Origin of the sequence: Mesorhizobium sp. M0139 (assembly GCF_040322455.1) — a bacterium.
In the GTDB taxonomy this organism is placed as follows: Bacteria; Pseudomonadota; Alphaproteobacteria; order Rhizobiales; family Rhizobiaceae; genus Mesorhizobium.
Window position 1 is genome coordinate 344,138 of the sequence record NZ_JAMYTN010000006.1, and the last position, 19,408, is coordinate 363,545.

General features: G+C 63.4%; 15 protein-coding genes and 1 tRNA gene. 5 read left to right on the plus strand and 11 right to left on the minus strand.

All coding sequences use genetic code 11. From position 1 onward, the window contains the following. Positions 1–318: 318 nt before the first annotated feature. Together NKJ58_RS13175 and NKJ58_RS13180 are read right to left on the minus strand one after the other, a co-directional pair. On the minus strand, positions 319–1,623 hold the full coding sequence (locus tag NKJ58_RS13175; RefSeq protein WP_352853250.1) for a M24 family metallopeptidase: 1,305 nt from the start codon (positions 1,621–1,623) through the stop codon (positions 319–321). A gap of 324 nt (positions 1,624–1,947) precedes the next feature. Next, entirely contained in the window at positions 1,948–2,844 is an 897-nt protein-coding gene (locus tag NKJ58_RS13180; protein ID WP_352853274.1) for a GlxA family transcriptional regulator, read from the minus strand. Between the two features lie 183 nt (positions 2,845–3,027). Between NKJ58_RS13180 and msrC the strand changes: the two genes are divergently transcribed. Beyond that, positions 3,028–3,525 (plus strand): free L-methionine (R)-S-oxide reductase MsrC, encoded by a 498-nt coding sequence (gene msrC, locus NKJ58_RS13185; RefSeq protein WP_352853252.1) that lies wholly within the window; start codon positions 3,028–3,030, stop codon positions 3,523–3,525. Here msrC and NKJ58_RS13190 read toward each other — a convergent pair. Beyond that, a complete protein-coding gene (locus NKJ58_RS13190) occupies positions 3,522–4,556 on the minus strand; it encodes a YeiH family protein (protein WP_352853254.1) in 1,035 nt (344 codons plus the stop codon). The two genes, msrC and NKJ58_RS13190, sit on opposite strands and share 4 nt — an antisense overlap. Before the next feature lie 394 nt (positions 4,557–4,950). Here NKJ58_RS13190 and NKJ58_RS13195 point away from each other — a divergent pair, with 394 nt between their 5' ends. From NKJ58_RS13195 to NKJ58_RS13205, 3 genes are all read left to right on the plus strand, one after another. Beyond that, positions 4,951–5,421: a GNAT family N-acetyltransferase gene (locus NKJ58_RS13195; protein ID WP_352519306.1), complete on the plus strand. Its 471-nt coding sequence runs from the start codon at positions 4,951–4,953 to the stop codon at positions 5,419–5,421. A 13-nt stretch (positions 5,422–5,434) separates the two neighbouring features. Then, complete coding sequence (locus NKJ58_RS13200) at positions 5,435–5,818, plus strand: ACT domain-containing protein (protein WP_352519305.1); 384 nt, start codon at positions 5,435–5,437, stop codon at positions 5,816–5,818. A 120-nt stretch (positions 5,819–5,938) separates the two neighbouring features. Beyond that, positions 5,939–7,372 (plus strand): aldehyde dehydrogenase family protein, encoded by a 1,434-nt coding sequence (locus NKJ58_RS13205; protein ID WP_352853256.1) that lies wholly within the window; start codon positions 5,939–5,941, stop codon positions 7,370–7,372. Between the two features lie 63 nt (positions 7,373–7,435). Here the strand turns inward: NKJ58_RS13205 and NKJ58_RS13210 are convergent, their stop codons facing one another. From NKJ58_RS13210 to NKJ58_RS13245, 8 genes are all read right to left on the minus strand, one after another. Continuing rightward, positions 7,436–8,746, minus strand: coding sequence for an HlyD family type I secretion periplasmic adaptor subunit (locus tag NKJ58_RS13210; protein WP_023689671.1), 1,311 nt, complete (start codon positions 8,744–8,746; stop codon positions 7,436–7,438). Then, on the minus strand, positions 8,743–10,479 hold the full coding sequence (locus tag NKJ58_RS13215; protein WP_023705801.1) for a type I secretion system permease/ATPase: 1,737 nt from the start codon (positions 10,477–10,479) through the stop codon (positions 8,743–8,745). The genes NKJ58_RS13210 and NKJ58_RS13215 overlap by 4 nt, the downstream gene beginning before the upstream one ends. 34 nt (positions 10,480–10,513) lie before the next feature. Further along, a complete protein-coding gene (locus NKJ58_RS13220; protein WP_352513320.1) occupies positions 10,514–10,921 on the minus strand; it encodes a hypothetical protein in 408 nt (135 codons plus the stop codon). Positions 10,922–10,993: 72 nt separating this feature from the next. Then, entirely contained in the window at positions 10,994–14,335 is a 3,342-nt protein-coding gene (locus NKJ58_RS13225) for a M10 family metallopeptidase C-terminal domain-containing protein (RefSeq protein WP_352513318.1), read from the minus strand. Positions 14,336–14,932: 597 nt separating this feature from the next. Further along, entirely contained in the window at positions 14,933–15,376 is a 444-nt protein-coding gene (locus NKJ58_RS13230) for a hypothetical protein (RefSeq protein WP_352853259.1), read from the minus strand. A 464-nt stretch (positions 15,377–15,840) separates the two neighbouring features. Next, on the minus strand, positions 15,841–16,467 hold the full coding sequence (locus NKJ58_RS13235; protein WP_027049613.1) for a hypothetical protein: 627 nt from the start codon (positions 16,465–16,467) through the stop codon (positions 15,841–15,843). 9 nt (positions 16,468–16,476) lie between these two features. Next, a tRNA-Gln gene (locus NKJ58_RS13240) sits at positions 16,477–16,550 on the minus strand. A 146-nt stretch (positions 16,551–16,696) separates the two neighbouring features. Then, complete coding sequence (locus NKJ58_RS13245) at positions 16,697–17,644, minus strand: lysylphosphatidylglycerol synthase domain-containing protein (RefSeq protein ID WP_352761510.1); 948 nt, start codon at positions 17,642–17,644, stop codon at positions 16,697–16,699. 351 nt (positions 17,645–17,995) lie between these two features. On the opposite strand from NKJ58_RS13245, the gene NKJ58_RS13250 reads away from it, so the two are divergent. Then, the gene (locus NKJ58_RS13250; RefSeq protein WP_352853261.1) at positions 17,996–19,339 is read left to right on the plus strand and encodes a Ppx/GppA phosphatase family protein; all 1,344 of its coding nucleotides are present in this window, start codon (positions 17,996–17,998) and stop codon (positions 19,337–19,339) included. Positions 19,340–19,408 lie beyond the last annotated feature (69 nt).

The window sequence follows — 19,408 nt, forward strand, 5'->3', positions numbered from 1 at the left end:
ACTTCGTCCTCCCAGGGCGAAGCAGCCGCGCAGCGGCGTCGCGGAGACCCTGGGATCCGTTCCGTGACGTCGACCGTGGAGTGCAACTGTGCAGGATCTGCACCGTTGCGGCGCTCTGGAGTCCATGCCGTGACATTGGCCAAGGAATGCGGCGGAGCAGAACTTGCACCGTTGCGGCGCGGATGAGTCCCGGCATGGATCCCTTGGGCTGCGGAGCAGCTCCAGGGGTCTGCGCCGCGTCGCTTCGCTCCTTGCTTCGCCCTAGGATGACGACGGGATTGGCGTTCGCGCTGGTTGCCAAGGGATGCGAAACGACCATCAAACCTGCTTCTCCAGAAACTCATCCTCGTAGGGAAAGCGCGACAGAAGCTCGGTGCCGGTGTCGGTGATCAGGATCTCGTCTTCCAGCTTGACGCCCTCGCGTCCGCCCTTCTCGCCGATATAGCTTTCCACGCTCACCACCATGCCGGGCACGATAATGCCGTCGCGGCCATAGGTTTCATAGTCCATGGCGTGCGCAATGAATGGCGTCTCGCCATGCATCCCGACGCCGTGCATCACCGAGGTATAGCGCTGGTCGACGAAACGGTCCGGGATTTTCCACGCCTTTTCGGCGATCTCGCGAAAAGCCATGCCCGGCCTGACGATCGAAATGTTGTGCTGAACCTGGTCGTGCGCCATGCGGTAGAGCGATTTCTGATAGCCGGTCGGCTTGCCCGGCCCGCAGCGGAAGGTGCGCGAAAAATCGGAATAATAGCCATAGCAGCCGATCGTATCGGTATCGAGCGCCAGAAGCTCGCCCGGCCGGATCTTGCGGCCGCTGGCCTCGTTGAACCACGGATTGGTGCGCTGTCCCGAGGTGAGGAGCCGCGTCTCGATGAACTCGCCGCCCTGGCGGATCACCTCGCCATACATGATGGCGAACAGCTCATTTTCGGAGACGCCGGGTTTTATCGCCTCGCGCACGGCGTAGACGGCGGCTTCCGCACCCGCCATCGACACCTGCAGGCATTTGACTTCCTCGGGCGTCTTGACCGCCCGCACCGCCAGGATTTCGCCCTGACAATCCCTGACGTCGCAGCCGCGCTTTTCCAGCGCCAGCGCCTGCAAATGGCTGCAGCGGTCGAGCCCGAGCTTCATCGAGCCGCCGCCGTGCTTCGTCAAAAGCTCGGCGATCTCGTCGGCGAAGGGGCCGGCGGTTTCGTCGTCGCGGCCCGACACCGAAGACCATACCAGCTTGGACGGCCGCGCCTCGTCGATCGTGTCGAGCACCATCGAGACATGGTAGCTCTGCGGGTATTCGAACAGCACGATCGGCCCGTCGGTCGGGATGAAGAAATACCGCGTCGAGTTGCGCAGGAAATAGCCGAACATGTTGCGCGAGCCGGTGGCATAGCGCTGGTTGTAGGGGTCGAACAAAACGACGCCGCCATAGCCCGCCTCGCGCATCCAGCCGCGCAGTTTCGCCAGCCGCCCTTTGCGCAAGGCGTCGGCATCGATGAAGGACGGCTCGGTATCCGACAGCCACATGCCGCCGGCGGAGTCGGCCGCGACCGGGTGGCGCATGCGGTCCTTGAAATCCACATCCTCGGTGCTGTCCGGGTCGAAAACGACGATGCTCATGGGTGCGCCTCCTGAAGGGCTAGACCATAGCCATGCGCCGAAAAATGTCTGTGCGAGAATCCGCAGATGTCGTGCGAACTGCCGCAAGAAGGGCATGGATACAAAGGGCAATGTTGCGATCCTTCGCGCCCCCCTCTGTCCTGCCGGACATCTCCCCCACAAGGAGGGAGATTAGCAGCTTTCGCATCCCGCTCGCCCTGCAACGTTGGTGATTGGCGAAAGCCGAGGCGACATCTGATCTCCCCCCGTGTGGGGGAGATGTCCGGCAGGACAGTGGGGGGCGCTGTCCCGCCAGCATCTCACCGCGTTAGCGCGCAGCGCCCTCTAATGCCGCCGCATCGCCTTCGGCGCGTGCCCATGCTCCTCGCGAAACGCTCGGGCAAAACTTGACATGGACGCGAAGCCGCAGGCCAGAGCCACGTCTCGCACCATCAGCGTCGAATGGGCCAACAGGTCGGCGGCGCGCCGCAGCCGGAGCCGCCGGTAATATCCATTGGGCGAAATGCTGAGCTGGGCGCGGAAATTGCGCTCCAGCTTGTCGGAGGAGACGCCCAGCCTTGCCGCCAACTCGGTCATCCCAAGCCGCTCCTCGACCGCATCCTCCATGATGGCGATGGCCGACAGCACCAGTTCGTTCTGGACGCCGGTGCGCAGACGCAGCGGCATCAGCTTGCGGTCGACGCTCGAGCGCAAGGGGCTGTGCACGAACCATTCGGCAACGCCCGCCGCGAGCTCGCCGCCATAATCGTTGGTGATGATCTCCAGCATCATGTCGAGGCTGCCGACGCCACCGGCCGAGGTGAAGCGTTTGCGGTCGATGACATAGAGATCGCGCCGAAGCTCGATATCCGGGAAGGCCTCCGTGAAGGCCGCCTGGCTGGTCCAGTGCAAGGTGCAAGCATGGCCGTCGAGCAAGCCGGCCCTGGCGAGGAAGAAGGCGGCGTCGGCCACCGCGCCGATATGGGCGCCGGCGCGCAGGCTCCTGCGGATCCAGGCAACCGCATCGTCGGCGACGACGAGGTCCGCATTGCCGCCCGAGCAGACGACGATGCGATCGACCTTCGGCGCGCCGAACGCTGAGAATCCCGGTTGTATGACAACCCCGTTGGACGCCTCGACCGTTCCCTGGTCGGCGCCGACGATCACCCAGCGGTAACAATCGCGTTTGGCCAGCACATTGGCGGCGCGCAGCGGCTCGATCACCGAACTGAACGCCATCATCGGAAAGCCGGGAAAGACCAGCACGGCGAAGGTGAGGGGACCTTCGCTCGCTGCGGGTTGCGCCCGGTCGTGTGTTTGGCTGGCACGGTCGGTATTCACAATTGTGTATTTCCCGGGAGCGTCATTGGTGGCAGACAGGAAATGTAGCGGGCTTTTTGGCCCGCCGGCAATGGAGACGACGCCATGTTTGCGGCCCAGACCATCGACAGCACCGACAAGCCAGCCTTCTACCGCGAACTCGCCACCCAGTTGAAGGCGCTGCTGGAAGGCGAGAGCGACTCCGTCGCCAACGCCGCCAACACATCGGCGCTGATCTTCCAGATGGTGCCCGATCTCAACTGGGCCGGCTTCTATTTCCTGGCCTCCGACGAGGAGCTGGTGCTCGGACCGTTCCAGGGCAAACCCGCCTGCGTGCGCATCGCCGTCGGCAAGGGCGTGTGCGGCACCGCGATCGATCTCGAAATGTCGATGCTGGTCAAGGATGTGCACGAGTTTGCCGGCCACATCGCCTGCGACGCCGACTCGCGCTCGGAACTCGTCGTGCTGCTGAGGGACAATGAGGGCGTCTTCGGCCTGATCGACCTCGACAGCCCGACGCCCGGCCGCTTCGACAAGGACGACCAGGCCGGCATCGAGGCGCTTGCCGCGATTTATGTCGCGGCGAGTTCGTTCGAGGACTAGGCGAACTTCACCAGCATCAGGCTGAAGCCGCCGATGAACAGGAAGGCGCAGGAGGCGAGCGCCAGCGGGCGAAGGCCGCGCGAGCGCAGCTGCGAAATGTTGGCCTGCAGACCCATGGCGGCGAGCCCCATGGTCAGCATGATGGTGGTGGCGAACGCCATGGCCGACTTCACTTCGGCCGGCACGGCAACCAGGCTGTTCAGCGCCACGACGGCGATGAAAGCGGCGACGAACCACGGCATCGGCGGCCGCGCACCGGATTGGTCGCTTGGGCGATCGCCATTGCTCTTGCGGCGCGCCATCAGGCCGAGCGCGATGACCATCGGCGCCAGCAGGGCGACGCGGGTCAGCTTGGCGACGGTGGCGATCTCGCCGGACTGGGCGCCGTTCTGGAAGCCGGCGCCGATGACCTGTGCCACCTCGTGGATCGAGGCGCCGGCCCACAGGCCGAATGCGTGCTGGTCGAGGCCGAGCACCGGCGCCAGCAGCGGAAAGCCGAGCATGGCGACGGTGCCGAACAGCGTGATCGAGGCGACGGCATAAGTGACGTCCTCGTCGCGCGCATCGGTGACGATGTTGGTGGCAACGATCGCCGAAGCGCCGCAGATCGAGGTGCCGGCGGCAATCAGCTGCGCCAGCTTGGCGTCGACGCCGATCAGCCGGCCAAGCGTAATGGTGAAGACGAAGGTCGCTCCAAGGGTCAGCGCCACGATGCCGACGCCGCCGGCGCCGATGGAGACGACCTGGCCGAGCGTCAGCTGAAAGCCGAGCAGCACGATGGCAAAGCGCAGCAGGCGCTTCTGCGAGAATGCAATGCCGGCCTTGGCGTGGGCGGGCGTGCCGAGCACGTTGGAATAGATCATGCCGGCGACGACGGCGAGGATCATCGGGCTGAACAGCGCGAAGCCGGAGACATTATGGGCCGAGAAGGCCACCCCCGTAATCATCGCCACCAGCACGATCCCGGGGATGACGCCATTCCACACGGAACCGAGCCGCTTCCGGCCCACGGCCAGGTCGGCGGAAATCATGCTGATCGGAATATCGTTCGCTAGCTGGGCGGCGGAAGACAATGCAATTCTCCACGCAAGTACCTCAGGAGAATGTCATTCCAGAATCGATCTTTCCAACGAATTGTTTTTGTTGAAATGATCGATTTTTGTGAACGGTCGGCAATGCCTTCAATCTTGCCTGTGCCATGCAAACATAATGACTGGCTCGGTTATGCAGCTTGACGCTCTGCGTCTTGCACTCCAGCGTGGCGTCATGTCCATTTTCTCGCTCGCCATCGCCCAGCGACGTCGCCTCTGCACAGTGCGGAGCGGCAAGGCGCGACGACAAAGACCGGCACACTAAATCGGTTCGTTCGTTCCAGCCCCGCCCGCGACGTCTGCCGGCGGGGTTTTCATGTCTGGAGCCTTTGCCATGTCCAATTCTTCCATCCTGTTTCGGCCGGCCCAACCGGCGGACGCTGCCGCCATCAGGGACATTGTGCGTGCCGCCTATGCCAAATGGGTGCCTCTGATCGGCCGCGAGCCGCTGCCGATGCGCGCCGATTATGACAAGGCGGTCGCCGAACATCCGTTCGATCTCGCCATCGAAAATGGCCGCATCGTCGGCATGATCGAGACCATCCTGGCCGACGATCATCTCTGGATCGAGAATGTCTGCGTCGCGCCACAGGCGCAGGGCAGGGGCATCGGCCGGCTGTTGCTGGAACGGGCGGAGCAGAAGGCGCTGGAGGCCAGCTGCTTCGAGCTGCGCCTGCTGACCAACGGCGCCTTCATGGCCAATGTGTTGTTGTACAAACGGCATGGCTATACGATCAACCGGGAGGAGCCGTTCATGAACGGCATGACGGTCTATATGAGCAAGAAACTGGGTGATGGCCGATAACAGGGAGGATCGGATGGCAGTCAGGGTCCGGTTGAAGCCGCTCACGGGGCGGTATGCGGTTTCGCGCCTCGAAGCAAAAGACAGCATTCCCGGCTGGGCGGACGGGCCGGGCTTCGTCAGCATCACCAGGACGGAGGACGAGCTTTCGGTCGTCTGCCTGCAGGATCGGGTGCCGGACGGGGTGAAGCATGACAGGGACTGGGTCGCCCTGAAACTCCAAGGTCCCTTTGCCTTCGACGAAACAGGCATCGTCCTGTCGGTGATAAGACCATTGTCGGAAAACGAACTCGGCATTTTTCTGGTATCCACCTTCGATGGTGACCATCTGCTCGTCAAAGCCAAGGATGAAGCCGCGGCAAGGGGGCTTCTGGTCGCGGCGGGGCACACGCTTCTGTAGCCGTCGGCTAATCGCCCGCCCTTGCGTTTGACATCGCTCTTGCCCCATCGTTATCCCTGAACCGATACGACGATCTGGCGATCGCCCCCCATCAATTCAGAAATCCCCGAGGAGAAGCCCATGTCACACAATCTGCAGTTCTATATCGACGGCGTGTGGGTCGATCCTGTCGTGCCCAGCACACTCGACGTCATCGACCCGTCAAACGAAGATGCTTTCGCTCAGATTTCGCTCGGCTCAAAGGCCGATGTCGACAAGGCGGTTGCGGCCGCCAAGCGCGCCTTCGAGACATTCGGCTTCACTTCGGTCGAGGAGCGCCTCGATATCCTCAACCGCATAATCGAGGTCTACAAGAAGCGCACCGCCGATCTGGCGCTGGCCGTATCGCGCGAGATGGGCGCGCCGCGCCAGATGGCACTCGACAGCCAGGTCGGCATTGGCCTGGCACATCTGCGGAAGATGGCCGAGGTGCTGAAGTCGTTCGAATTCCGCCACGTCAAGGTCTCGTCGCTGATCGTCAAGGAGCCGATCGGGGTCGTCGGCCTGATCACGCCGTGGAACTGGCCGCTGAACCAGATCACCTGCAAGGTCGGTCCTGCGCTCGCCGCCGGCTGCACCATGGTGCTGAAGCCCTCGGAAATCGCGCCGCTCGACGCCATCATCTTTGCCGAAATCATCGACGAGGCCGGCGTTCCCAAGGGCGTCTTCAACCTCGTCAATGGCGACGGCCCGGGCGTCGGCCAGGCGCTGTCCAGCCATCCCGATGTCGACATGATGTCGTTCACCGGTTCGACCCGCGCCGGCATCCTGGTCGCCAAGGCGGCCGCCGACACGGTCAAGCGCGTGCATCAGGAACTCGGCGGCAAGTCGGCCAACATCCTGTTTCCCGATGTCGATCTCGAAAAGGCCGTCAGCAAGGGCGTCGCCGGCTGCTTCAGCAACTCGGGCCAGTCCTGCAACGCGCCGACCCGCATGTTCGTGCCGCGCGACCGCCATGACGAGGCGACCGGCTACGCCAAGACGGCGGCCGAAAAATTGACCGTCGGCCCGGCCGATGCGGCCGGCACCAAGCTCGGCCCGGTGGTCAGCCAGATCCAGTTCGACAAGATCCAGGACCTGATCCAGGCCGGCATAGATGAAGGCGCCACGCTGGTCGCGGGTGGACCGGGGCGTCCGGCCGAGCTCAACCGCGGCTACTATGTCCGCCCCACCGTGTTCGCCGACGTCACATCAGACATGCGCATCGCGCGCGAGGAAATCTTCGGGCCGGTGCTGGCGATCATGCCTTACGACACAGTGGAAGAGGCGATCGGCACCGCCAACGACACTGTCTATGGGCTGGCGTCCTACATCCAGGCCAAGGATATCGAGAAGGCCCGCGAAGTCGCCGCCCGCATGCGCACCGGCAATGTCTACATCAACTATCCGCAATGGGACGCCGGCCTGCCATTCGGCGGCTACAAGCAATCCGGCAACGGCCGCGAATACGCCGAATACGGGCTGGAGGATTTCCTCGAGATCAAGGGCATCGCGGGGTATAAGGCAGCGGAGTAGGGGCTACCCCTTGGGGACCGGCAACCAGCCGGTCCCGAGGCTTCAGCTCTCAAAGGTGCGGCTTCACTCCTCCCGGAAAGCTTTCTGGATCTGATCCGACAGCGGCTTCACCAGATAGGAAAGCATCGTCCGGTCGCCCGTCGGGAAGAACACCTCGGCCGGCATGCCCGGCGCCAGCGCCAGCCCGCGCAGCTTGGCGACCTCGGTTTTCGGAAGCGTCACCCGCGCCACATAGAAGGCTGCTCCGGTACGCTCTTCGATGGTGAGATCCGCCGAGATCCGCGACAGCGTCCCGGTCAGCTCCGGCGTGGTTTGCCGATTGAACGCCGACAGGCGCAAAATCGCATTCTGGCCCATCGTCACCTGGTCGATATCCTGCGGTGCGATATGCGCTTCAACGGTCAGGTCGTCCGTCACCGGTACGATCTGCATCACCTGTTCGCCGGGGGTGATGACCCCGCCGATCGTATGCACCGCCAACTGCAGCACCACGCCATCCTGCGGGCTGCGCAGATCGATGCGCTTCAACTGGTCCTCGGCCGCTACCTTGCGTTCGACGAACTCGGAGATCTTTCCCTGGGTATCGCGTAAATCGGTCGCGACCTCGCTGCGAAGATCCTGGTCGATCTGGATGATCTGCAGTTCGATCTCGGACGCCTTGCCTTTCACCTGGGCAATTCCCGCGGTCAACTGGCCATGCTCGCCTTCGAGCCGCACCGCGTCCCGTTCCAGCGACGTCATGCGGTCGATTCCTATCAGCTTGCGATGCCAGAGCGACCGCACACCTTCCAGCTCGATCTGGATCAGCTCGATCTCGCGGCGTTTCGCCTGCAGCTGCTCGGTCAGGCCGGCACTCTCCTGCTTCAACTGCGCGATCCGTTCGCGCAATTGCGATCGCTGGCCAGACCGCGCCTGGTGCCGGAAATCGAACAGCGATTGTTCTCCGGCCATCGATGCGGCGACACCGGCTTCGTCGCGCCGCGATGTCAAAACGTCCGGAAAGCTGATCGTGTCCTTGCCGTCACGCTCCGCCTCCAGGCGCGCCAACCGTGCATAAAACTCATCCAGACCTTTTGAGACGATCGCCAGATTGGCGCGCGTTGTCGTCTCGTCCAGCCGCACCAGAATATCGCCCGCCTTGACCCGGTCGCCTTCACGCACCCTGATCTCGCCGACCACGCCGCCCGTCGGATGCTGAACCTTCTTTACATTGGAATCGACTACCAGCCGGCCAGCTGCGATCACCGCACCCGACATCTTGGTCACCGCCGCCAGGCCACCAACACCTCCGACAAGCAGCAGACAGGTAGCAACGCCAGCCACCAGATAGCGGCGGACCTGCCGATGATGCAAAGCGCTTCTGTCCTCGCTCATGCAGGAACGCCTCTTTCCGTGGCGGCAACGACCTTGAGCGGTGCCGCCGATCGGAAGACCTTGTTCAGCACCTCGTCCTTCGGACCGAAGGCCTGCACATGGCCATTGGCCATCACCAGCACCGTATCGACATTGGCCAGCACACTGGACCGGTGCGCGACGACGATAACGATGCCGCCGCGGTCCCTGATGCCCTGGATCGCTGCGGACAAGGCCACTTCACCCTCCGAGTCGAGATTGGAATTCGGCTCGTCCAGGATGACCATGAACGGATCGCCATAGAGAGAGCGGGCAAGGGCGACACGCTGCCGTTGCCCCGCCGACAGCGAGGCGCCGGCTTCGCCAACCTTCGTGTCGTAACCGTCGGCCAGATGCACGACGAGATCATGCACGCCGGCGGCCTTGGCTGCCGCAAGCACCATGTCGGACGACGCATCCGGGTCGAAGCGGGCGATGTTCTGCGCAATCGTGCCGTCGAACAACTGCACATCCTGCGGCAGGTAGCCGATATGTTTGCCCAACTCGTCGGCCGGCCACTGGTCAAGCGTCGCTCCGTCCAGCCGCACGGCGCCGCGCGCCGGCAGCCAGACACCTGCAAGCGTACGCACCAGCGACGATTTGCCGGAAGCACTCGGGCCGATGACCCCCAGGCCTGCTCCCTTGGCCAGTGAAAAACTTGCATCCCACACCACCGGCGTGCGTTCGCCCGGCGGCGCGACACTGACATTCTCGACCGCCAGCGCGCTGACAGGCGCGGGCAGGGTCACGCCGGTTGCGCCTTCCGGCAGCGCGGACAGAAGCTGCTTCAGGCGTGCCCAGCTTTGCCGCGCCGAAATGAAACCCTTCCAATGCGCTATCGCCAGTTCGATCGGAGCCAGCGCCCTGCCCATCATGATCGAGCTTGCGATCATGATGCCGCCGGTCGCCTCTTGCTTGATGACCAGATAAGCGCCGATCGCCAGCATTGCCGATTGCAGCATCAACCGCAGGATCTTGGAAATCGTGCCAAGCGTTCCCGCGACATCGCTGGCCGCCGCATGGGCGTTCAGGTACTCGGCATTGACGGCAGACCACCGCTCGGCGATACGCCCGCCAAAACCCATGGCCTGCATGGCTTCGGCATTGCGCCTTGTCGCCTCGGCCAACGTGCTGCGGACGGCCGCGTGCTGCCCGGCGATCCTTGTCGGGCCGCGGGTCCGGAATTCGGCCAGAAGCGTCAATGCAAACAGGACAACGGCGCCGGCAAGCGCGGTAACGCCGATCCAGAAATGAAAAATGAAGCAGATGCCGATATAGAGCGGCATCCATGGCAGGTCGAACAAAGCGGTCGGTCCGGCACTGCCGATAAAGGAGCGGACCTGATCGAGATCCCGTAGGGGTTGCAGCCCGTCGCCGGAAGGCTTGGCGCGCAGCGGCAGGCGCATCAGCGCCGAATAGACCGACGGGCTCAGCTTTGCGTCCAGCCCCTGTCCCAGCCGCACCATGAGGCGAGAGCGGATCAGCTCCAGCACTCCCTGAAACACGAACAATGTTCCCGCAAGCACCGCCAGGCCGACCAGCGTCGGCACGCTGCGACCCGGAACGACGCGGTCATAGACTTGCAACATGAAGAACGAGCCGGTCAGGGTCAGCACGTTGACGACGCCGCTCATCAGGACGATGCCCGAAAACGCACGTCGAAAGGACGCCAGGATTCCGACCAGCGTAAGCGGCGTCGATGGCGTCAGCTGCATGCAGGCTCGCAATCAGGATATGGCATCTCGTCCTTCAATAGATAACTGCCTTGAGTGTGACATGGACGGGCAGGCCGGCCTGGAACTGCGCGCTGCCCCGCGCCACCAGCCAGCCGTCCGCACGCTCCAGGCGCGCAACGACCTGCAGCGTTGGTGAAGCGGTCGAGCTTGCGGGCAGGGGCAAGGAAAATTCTATCGTCTTTGAGCCGCCCTCGCTCTTGAGGCTGGTTTTGGCGGCGCGGCGTCGCCCACTGTCCTGAATGGCGGGATCCTCAAGATAGATCTCGAGATGACCTTCCGGGATAGCCTTGCCGCCCACAAAGGTGACGGCGCCGCGAATATTGGTTGCGCGAATATCTGGCGATTGCGCTGCCGCCGCCCCGGTGGCCGCGGCGACTGCCGCAACTCCGGCGGCCATTAACACTGTGCGGCGGTCGGTCATCGCGTCCTCTCCCTTTTCACTGCGCTGGGGTATGCGGGAGGGGAGCCTGACGGCACCCCTCCCGGCAACGCGTTAGATGACAATGAAGTCTGCAGCCGAAAGATCCAGATTTGTGTTCAGGTGTGCAAACTGAACGGCTGCTCCCTGTCCGGAACCATCGGCGTCGTAAGACAATATTCCACTGTCGGTGTCGTAGATGATGCGGTCGTCGGCATCATGAGCAACACCGGCTGCGCTCTTGTAGAATGAGCCCAAAGCGAGGGCGCCGTCGCCGCCAACGCTGGCAAAGATGAGGTTGTCCAGCAGGATCGTATCGTCGGCGACCTTGAAGTCCTTGATCCAGTCGATATTGCCGTTCCCGAGTTCTGTCGAGAAGCGGAAATAGTCGTCGCCGGCGCCGCCGGTCAGCGTATCGGCAGCCAGCCCGCCATCCAAAAGGTCGCTGCCGCCGCCGCCATTGAGCGTATCGGCGCCCGCAACGCCCGGCTGAGCTGGTGCCGGCGGGAATTCGACCGATACGTTCAGCTTGTAAGTCGAGCCCTCCGGCACGGATTCCACCCAGCCATCGCCAGGAGCGGAGTCCGACCATTCGCCCTCCACAATATAGTAGGTTCCGGTTTCCTGAACGATGAAGCTGGTGCTCGAATCGCGGCCGTTGTTGGAGCCGGGGTCGTTGCCGCCATCGTCGTTCTGGGCGACGATATTGCCATCGCTGTCCAGCACCCTGACGATGCTGTCATGGACATTGGGGTCGGCAATGCCATCGATGTCGATAGTGATGATCGTGCCGGCCGCCAGGTTGATGCTGTAATATCCGCCCAAGCCGTTTCCGGTGGCATTGACGGTGGTGTGAAGGGTGGTCGTCGAATCGAAGATGTCGGGGTCGGCGGTCAGCGAGAAGTTGTTCGAGATGTCGAAGGCGGTCGAGACCGAATTGTTGGTCGCGTCCGGTCCGAGCGTGGCGTAGCCGGTGCCCATGCCCGGGCGTGGCGGAGCATCGCCCTGATAAGCGAAATCGCCAAGCAGGGTGTCATCGCCGCCGCCGCCGTCGATCTTGTCGGCGCCGCCCTGGCCGGTCAGCACATTGGCCGCGCCATCGCCGGTCAGGTGATCGTTGAAGCCCGAGCCAGCCAGATTTTCGATCGAGATATAGGTGTCGCCGCCGGATTTGCCGCCACCCAGTTTGAGGTTTTGCCCGCTGGCCGCGTCGGCGTAGTCCGCCGTGTCGCTGCCGGCGCCGCCATTCAATATATCGGCGCCGCCACCGCCGGTCAGCGTGTCGTTGCCGGCGCCGCCGGAAAGTTTGTTGGCCTGGGCGTTGCCGATGAGATGGTCGTCGAAGAACGACCCGACGGCGTTTTCGAATCCGACCAGGATGTCGTGCCGGATAACGGTGCCGCGCCCGACGATCTGCACCGGGCCATCGCCGTCGCCGCCATTGGCCGTGCCATTGGCGAGGTCGATCGTCACGCCGGCGGAACTGCCTTCGTAGACGACCGTATCAATGCCGGCGCCGCCATCCAGATAGTCCTGGCCGGCGCCGCCGATGATCGTGTCGTTGCCGGCTTCACCGTACAGGATGTCGCCGTCATTGCCGCCATCCAGTATGTCGTTGCCGCCGCCGCCGTTGAAATAGTCGCCGCCGCCCCGGCCCCAGAAATGATTTGCCGCCGACGTACCGATGAAACGGTCGATGCGGTCATCGGAGCCGATCAGGTTCTCGATGCTGTAGAAGGTGTCGCCGGTGGCGGTGCCGCCATTGGCAACGTTCGTCTCGAGATTGACGAGCAGTTGGAAGGGGCTCTCCTTGCTGAAGTCTACCGTGTCGACGCCGGCGCCGCCCCTGAATATATCGACGCCATCCTGGCCGCTCAGCGTATCGTCGCCGTCGCCGCCGTCGAGGATGTCATTGCCCTGGCCGCCGAGGATCGTATCGTTGCCGCGGCCGCCATAGAGCGTGTCATTGCCGTCGTCGCTCTCGGTCTGGTCTGGAAGGTCGGCGACATCGATGGTGTTGTTGATGTCGCGGCTGGCGAGCGAGTCGCGGCCGCCGATGATGAGATCATCGCCGCCCTGGCCGAAGATCGTGTCGTCGCCGGCGCCGCCGTCGAGCGTATTGTTGCCATTGTCGCCGAAGATGACGCTGGTCATCGTGTTGTCGCCGATGGTCGGTGCGGTTTCGGTGCCGCCGTCTCCAGGCTGGAGTGTCGACTCGTCGGCGTAGATGATGTGTTCGACGTTGGCGATTTTCCGGATATTCAAGTTCCGGTTCAGCAGAACTACCGTGTCATTCCCGCCATTCGCTTCCTCGCGCACGATGTCGTCGAGGGAGTCGACGAAGTAGGTGTCGTCGCCGCCATTGCCGGCCATGCGGTCGCCGCCGCCGCGGCCATCCAGCACGTTGGCTCCGTCATTGCCGATCAGGACGTCGTCATAGCTGCTGCCGATGCCGTTCTCGATGTAATAATCGGTGCCATCGGCGTTGTGCCCGGCAAAGATCGACACATTGTTGCTGTGGCCGTTGACGCTGGAGAACTGTCCGGCGCGCAAATCGAGGATCGTACCGGCCGTCGAGCCGGAGAAGTCGATCGTGTCGGTTCCGCCGGTGTCATGGATGACAAAGCCGATATCGTGCTGCATGCCCGAGGAGGTCAGCCGGTAGCCGTCCACGGCACTGCCGAAGCCGTAGACGTTGTCGCCCGTGTTGAGATCGATATGCTGATAGGTGCGCACGCCGTTCTCGTCGACGGTGGAGAAAAAGCGGCGGATGACCGCCTCGATGTCGGCCATCATCGGCGTTGACGCCGACCAGCGGCTGGTTTCACCGACATCGATCCCGTCGAAATAGGACATGACGCTGTATTGCTGACGGTCGTAGGTCCAGGTCGCATTGTTCAGATAATTGATCTGTACGCCGCCGGGGCCGCTGTAATTGTAGAGCCCGGGGTGGTTCAGCCCGAACTCATGACCGAATTCATGGATGAAGGAATCGAAGACATAGCCGCCAATATCCGTCTTGTTGACCTCGGTGTCGTGGAAACGCTGGCCGATGCTGACATAGCGGTCGTTGGAATAGGCGCTGCCATCGTCCTCTTCGCCCAGTTCGGGGCTGACAACCTGCATCCAGTCCGTTGCGCTGTTGTAGGGTGCATTGTCGACGATTTCGAACTTCAACGGGGTGACACTGGCCCACATCTGCAAGGCGCCGATCGCCGCGGCCTTGTACTCGGGATGGTCATTGAGCTCGGAGACATTGATCCTCAGCGTTCCCGCCGCGATCGCCGGCGTTATCGACCGGTCCAGCGCTCCAAGGTAGGTGAGGAAGGCCCCGTAATCTTCGCTTTTGCCGTACGGGTTGTCCGGCGTCTGGTCGTTGACCCACCATTGATCGCTGGTTTGGCTTGGGTTCGGCATCCTTGGGACTCCTTGGTCTCGCGCCGTGGCAATTACGGCTGTACGGTTTAGCAGTTGCCAACCACCGACAAGCATCGTTTGCGCTTGCCGGTCGAGCCCCGTCCCAATGCCAACAATGCTATTGGAATCTTCGCTTGTCTAGCCTCTGTTCGCGCTCAGTACATATGAAGGTTCTTGGGCGCGCTTGTACCGGCGGGTTTTGAGATACTCGTTTGGTGTTAATTGAGCTATCGCTAATCTATGGTCGTACCTCGCCCGCCATGCGCACCACAATGTCTGCATCAACCATCCCGGCTGGCGCAGGCTGCCGGTCGGGCGGCGCAAAGCAATCCGGCAACGGCCGAATACGCCGGATACAGGCTCGAGGATTTCCTCTCGATCAGGGGCATCGCAGGCTACGAAAGCGGCGGAGTAAGCTTCCGTCTTTCGCTCAAACGCCGGTATGCGCGCTGTTGCCTTTCGCGGGCGGGGCAGGCGGCGGGACCACCGCCTTCGTGCTCTCGCCGGGGGCGTCGACCGGGACGAGGGTTATCGCGCCGGTTGGGAAAATGATCGAGCGTTGCGCAAGGGCACGAGGGCGGAACGCGCAGGCGTGCTTCAGAAACCCGCCCGGCGGGCGAAATGTTCATAGGTCACGCGCCAGGGGTCGCTCTCCGCGCGTCTCTCCTCGCCGATCCAGTGAAAGCTGTCGGCGGTGATCTCGGTGAACCGCCACCGCGCCTGCAGGCCGCGCGAGTCGGCGCCCATCTGGACGATGTCCTTGCCTTCGGCCCGCCCGATCTGGCGCGAGTAATCCTGGTTGAGCGGATCGCTCCAGATAATGTGCCAGCCACCGATCCCGGGATCGAAGACGCGCAAGGTCGTGCCATACATGGTGGACGGGGCAGGGCGCCTGGGCCTGATCCAGATGTCCTGAATGGCGCGGCCTTCGAGCACCCAACCAAAGTGACACTCGCCATCCCATTTCTGAATTGTGCCGTCGTTGCGGTGGTGGAGCGTCTCCATGTCCCAACTGCCGATCAACCATCCATACAGGTCCATGTCTTTCGCCCGGTCGGCTGGCGGACCTTTGGATGCGAGAGCGGTAAGAAACGTCGCGATGATTGTCTCCAGGCAAGCCGCGCCGAAACGCTGGGCGTTCCAACCCTTGCACCGTTGCGGGTTCCTGGTCTTGGGAAAAATTGCGGTAATGCTGCTGTGAAGGCAGCCGGCCTTCCGCGTTCGCGCCATACCAAATCTATGCGTGAATGCTAATGTAGCGTCGGCGGGTACCCCAATGCCCGCCTGGCCGGCGCCTACTCAGGCAATCTCTTGATGAGCGGCGCCGGCCGCTGACTTGGGCGGCGACCAAATTCCCGCCGGAGGAATATGAGGCCTGGCGGGAGGGTTATCGCTGGGCAGTTTTGGTAAGCATTCCGATACCGGTCTGTATCCCCAGAACGACAGCTGCCCAATCGCGCAGTTCCGGAGACGCATCGCTCGATTTCATGATCATTGGAACCCAATCAATTCTCGGGTGGCGCTTCATCTTCCCAGCCGGCCAGCTCCGGCAGGTCGTCAAGCCAGCTTTTCTCTGTGATCGAGGCTTCGCCGGCCTGCGGCACAGCCTCAGTCGCGTTTTGAATGAGCCAGTCCATCCACTTGCGATAGGCAGGCGGGGCCAATTCCGGCGGAAGCACCTTGGCCTTGGCCAGCATGCGTTTGCGGAAACTGACTTGACGGCGCAGTTTGGTCGTCGTGAACTTGATGGCCTTGCCCTGGTACTCGACCGACCAACGCCCATCGCCGTGGCTGGTCAGCCTGTCGAGGGCAAAACCGGCGTCGACCGGCCTGTCGCGCCAGGGAAGCTCGATGGCGTTCCGCCTCAGATCGAGAGCCCATCGCCGGTAGTCGGCCCCGGCACGCTGCGGCGGCAACACGCCAGCCTGTTCGAGGATTTTCCTGCGGAAGGTGGGCTGCTTCTTGATCTGGCCGGTGGTCAGCTCGATGCGGTGCCCACGGAACTCGACGTGCCAGCGGATCCTGCCGTTGCCGACATATTTTGCCAGCCTGTCGATGGCGAACTCGTCGTCGGACAACTCCACGCATCCCTGGCGGATGCGTTCGAGGATGTACTGGCTGTCAGTGGGCATGACGTGCCTTGGCTGGGGAACCTGGATTCGAACCAGGACTAACGGAGTCAGAGTCCGTGGGTCTACCGTTAACCTATTCCCCAGCAGGCGCTGTCGCGCCGGTGGGCCGCCGAAGCAGCCGCGCGTGCCTTGTAGCGGCCGCCGGAAAATAGTCAAGCCTGCGTTGCATTTCAATCTCGGTGTTTCATCAGCCAATTGCGCCAGGCGGGCGCTGTCGCCCGGCGCGACCTCAACTGTCCGTCCGGCTGTATTGCGAGTGCTCGAAGAACAGCACCACGCCAAGCGCGATCAGCAGCGGGATGATCAGGTAGAACAGCCGGAACACCAGAAGTGCGGCCAGCACGCCGACCGGGTCCATATCAGACAGGCCGGCGAGGAACACGACCTCGAACACGCCGAGCCCGCCCGGCGCATGCGAGATCTGCGCCACCGAGAACGAGACCAGGAACACGCCGAGGATGACGAAATAGCCGGGATTGCCGGCAACGGGCAGGGCAAAGAAGATAATCGCCGCCGCCGCCAGAAGCTCGATCGGACCGATCAGCAATTGCCGCGCCACGATCGGCAGCGCCGGATAGTGCAGCTGGAAGCCGGCGATCTTGAGGGGCTTCAGATGCAGCCAGCTGCCGAAGATGTAGGCGCCGACCAGGATCAGCAAAGCGATGCCGGCGGCGATCGCCAGCCCGTGGTGCGGGGCGCCGGAAAAGCGGTCGATGATTGCAGGCTCGAACACCAGCACCAGTCCGCCAACCAGAATGCTGGAGAGCACGAAGGTGATCCAGCAGATCGCCACCAGAATGCCGACGTCCTGGCCGGTGAGCCCCCTGGTGCCGTAGGCGCGGTAGCGGATCACGGCGCCCGAAAACACCGAGCCGCCAATGTTGTGCGACAGCGCATAGGTGGTGAAGGAGCAGAAGGTGACGAACAGCCACGAGACCTTTTTGCCGATATGCAAGAGCGCGATGTGGTCGTAGCCGGCGAGCGAGGCATAGGCGACCACCGAGCTCAGTGCCGCAAGTATCCAGCCGCGCGTCGGGATGGCGGATATGCCGTCCCAGACATCGTCGATCGAGATGCCGCGCAACTCGTGCCACAGCAACAACAGCGACCCGATGACCGCCGCGACACCGATGACCGGCCACAGATAGCGCTTCCAATTCGTGGCCCCCCAATTCATGGAGTTGTCGTCATGTGTTGCTGCCCATCGCCCGGGCGGGCGTGAAAACGTCCGCGATTCACCAATATTCCCCCTCATTTCAGAAATGCCTCATTGAAGCCGGCTATTCAACCGGCAAGGGTGAGCAGCCGGTTCGCCAACGGCGAATTCATCGTGCCAGTGGCACGATGAAAGGCTAGCGAACGCCGGGACGCTGCAAAGCAGCGGGGACCTGGCAGGACGCAGCCGGCAAAATTTGAGCTCTTGCTCTTGGTGATCCGGTCCGGCGCTGCTACTCTGGCGGTAACTTAAAAGATTGAAGCGCCTGCTGCGTCCGGTTTTACGGTTCGCGCGGCGCCGGAAGGAACTGAAGTGGAAGACCACGACACCGGCGCTGGCGCGCCGGAAGTGGGCGTGTCCAGGGCTTCGCCGCCGTCAGGCGGGCCAAGCCCATCCGCCGGGCGGCCCCGCCAGGCGGGGCCTCAGTCCGGTAACGGACAGGCCGGCGAAGCCCAGCATCAGCGAGGCAAGGCGAGAAAGCGGCGCAAGCGCCGGCGTGGGCGCAAGGTTTTTGCGCGCGACGACAGCCCTCTCGCAACGGCCGCAGCGGTTGGTGCGCCGGCCTCCGTCGGCCCGGCCGCTCCAGCGCCGGTGCCTTTGCCCTCGGCGCCACAATCCCGACCGGAACAGCCAATGCATCGTCCGCCGATGCAGGAACTGCCGGTGTTTGCCGCGCTCGATCTCGGCACCAACAATTGCCGGCTCTTGGTCGCGGTGCCGCAGCGCCATGGCCAGTTCCGCGTCATCGACGCCTTCTCGCGCATCGTCAGGCTGGGCGAGGGGCTGACGGCGAATGGGCACCTGAGCCAGGCGGCGATGGACCGCGCCGTCGAGGCGCTGAAGATCTGCGGCGACAAATTGCGCAACCGCAAGATCCGCAAGGCACGGCTGATCGCCACCGAGGCCTGCCGCACCGCCGACAATGGCGTGGAATTTTTGCAGCGCGTCGAACGAGAGGCGGGGTTGAAGCTGGAAATCATCGATCGCCAGACCGAGGCGCGTCTGGCTGTATCCGGCTGCGGCTCGCTGATCGAGCGCGACACGCAAGGCGTGGTGCTGTTCGACATTGGCGGTGGCTCGTCCGAAATCGCGCTGATCGACCTCACCGGCCAGCGCTCGCCGCGGCTGGCCAACCACATCGTGTCGTGGACCTCGCTGCCGGTCGGCGTCGTCTCTCTGGCCGAACGCTTTGGCGGCCGCACGGTGACGCGCGAGATCTTTGCCGCCATGGTCGACGACGTCGCGGTGCGGCTGAAAGCCTTCGACGGCCGCGACCGGCTGAGCCATGTGCTGGCCAGTCCGAAATTCCATCTGCTGGGCACATCCGGCACGGTGACGACGCTGGCCGGCGTCCATCTCGATCTCGAACGCTACGACCGCCGCCGCGTCGATGGGCTGTGGATGGACCGCGACAGCGTCGACCGCATGGTCGAAAAACTGGTCGGCTGGGACTTCCAGCAGCGCTGCGCCAACCCTTGCATCGGCGCCGACCGTGCCGATCTTGTGCTGGCCGGCTGTGCTATCCTGGAAGCCATCCGTGCGGTGTGGCCGTCGGAGCGGCTGCGCGTCGCCGACCGGGGCTTACGCGAAGGCATTTTGAGCGAGCTGATGGCCGATGACGGCGTCTGGCGCAACAGTGGGCGGGGCCGAGCATGATCCGCATTGCTTTGGTGAACGGTCGACCCCCACTCCGTCGAGCATCGCTCGACACACACCCCCGCACGC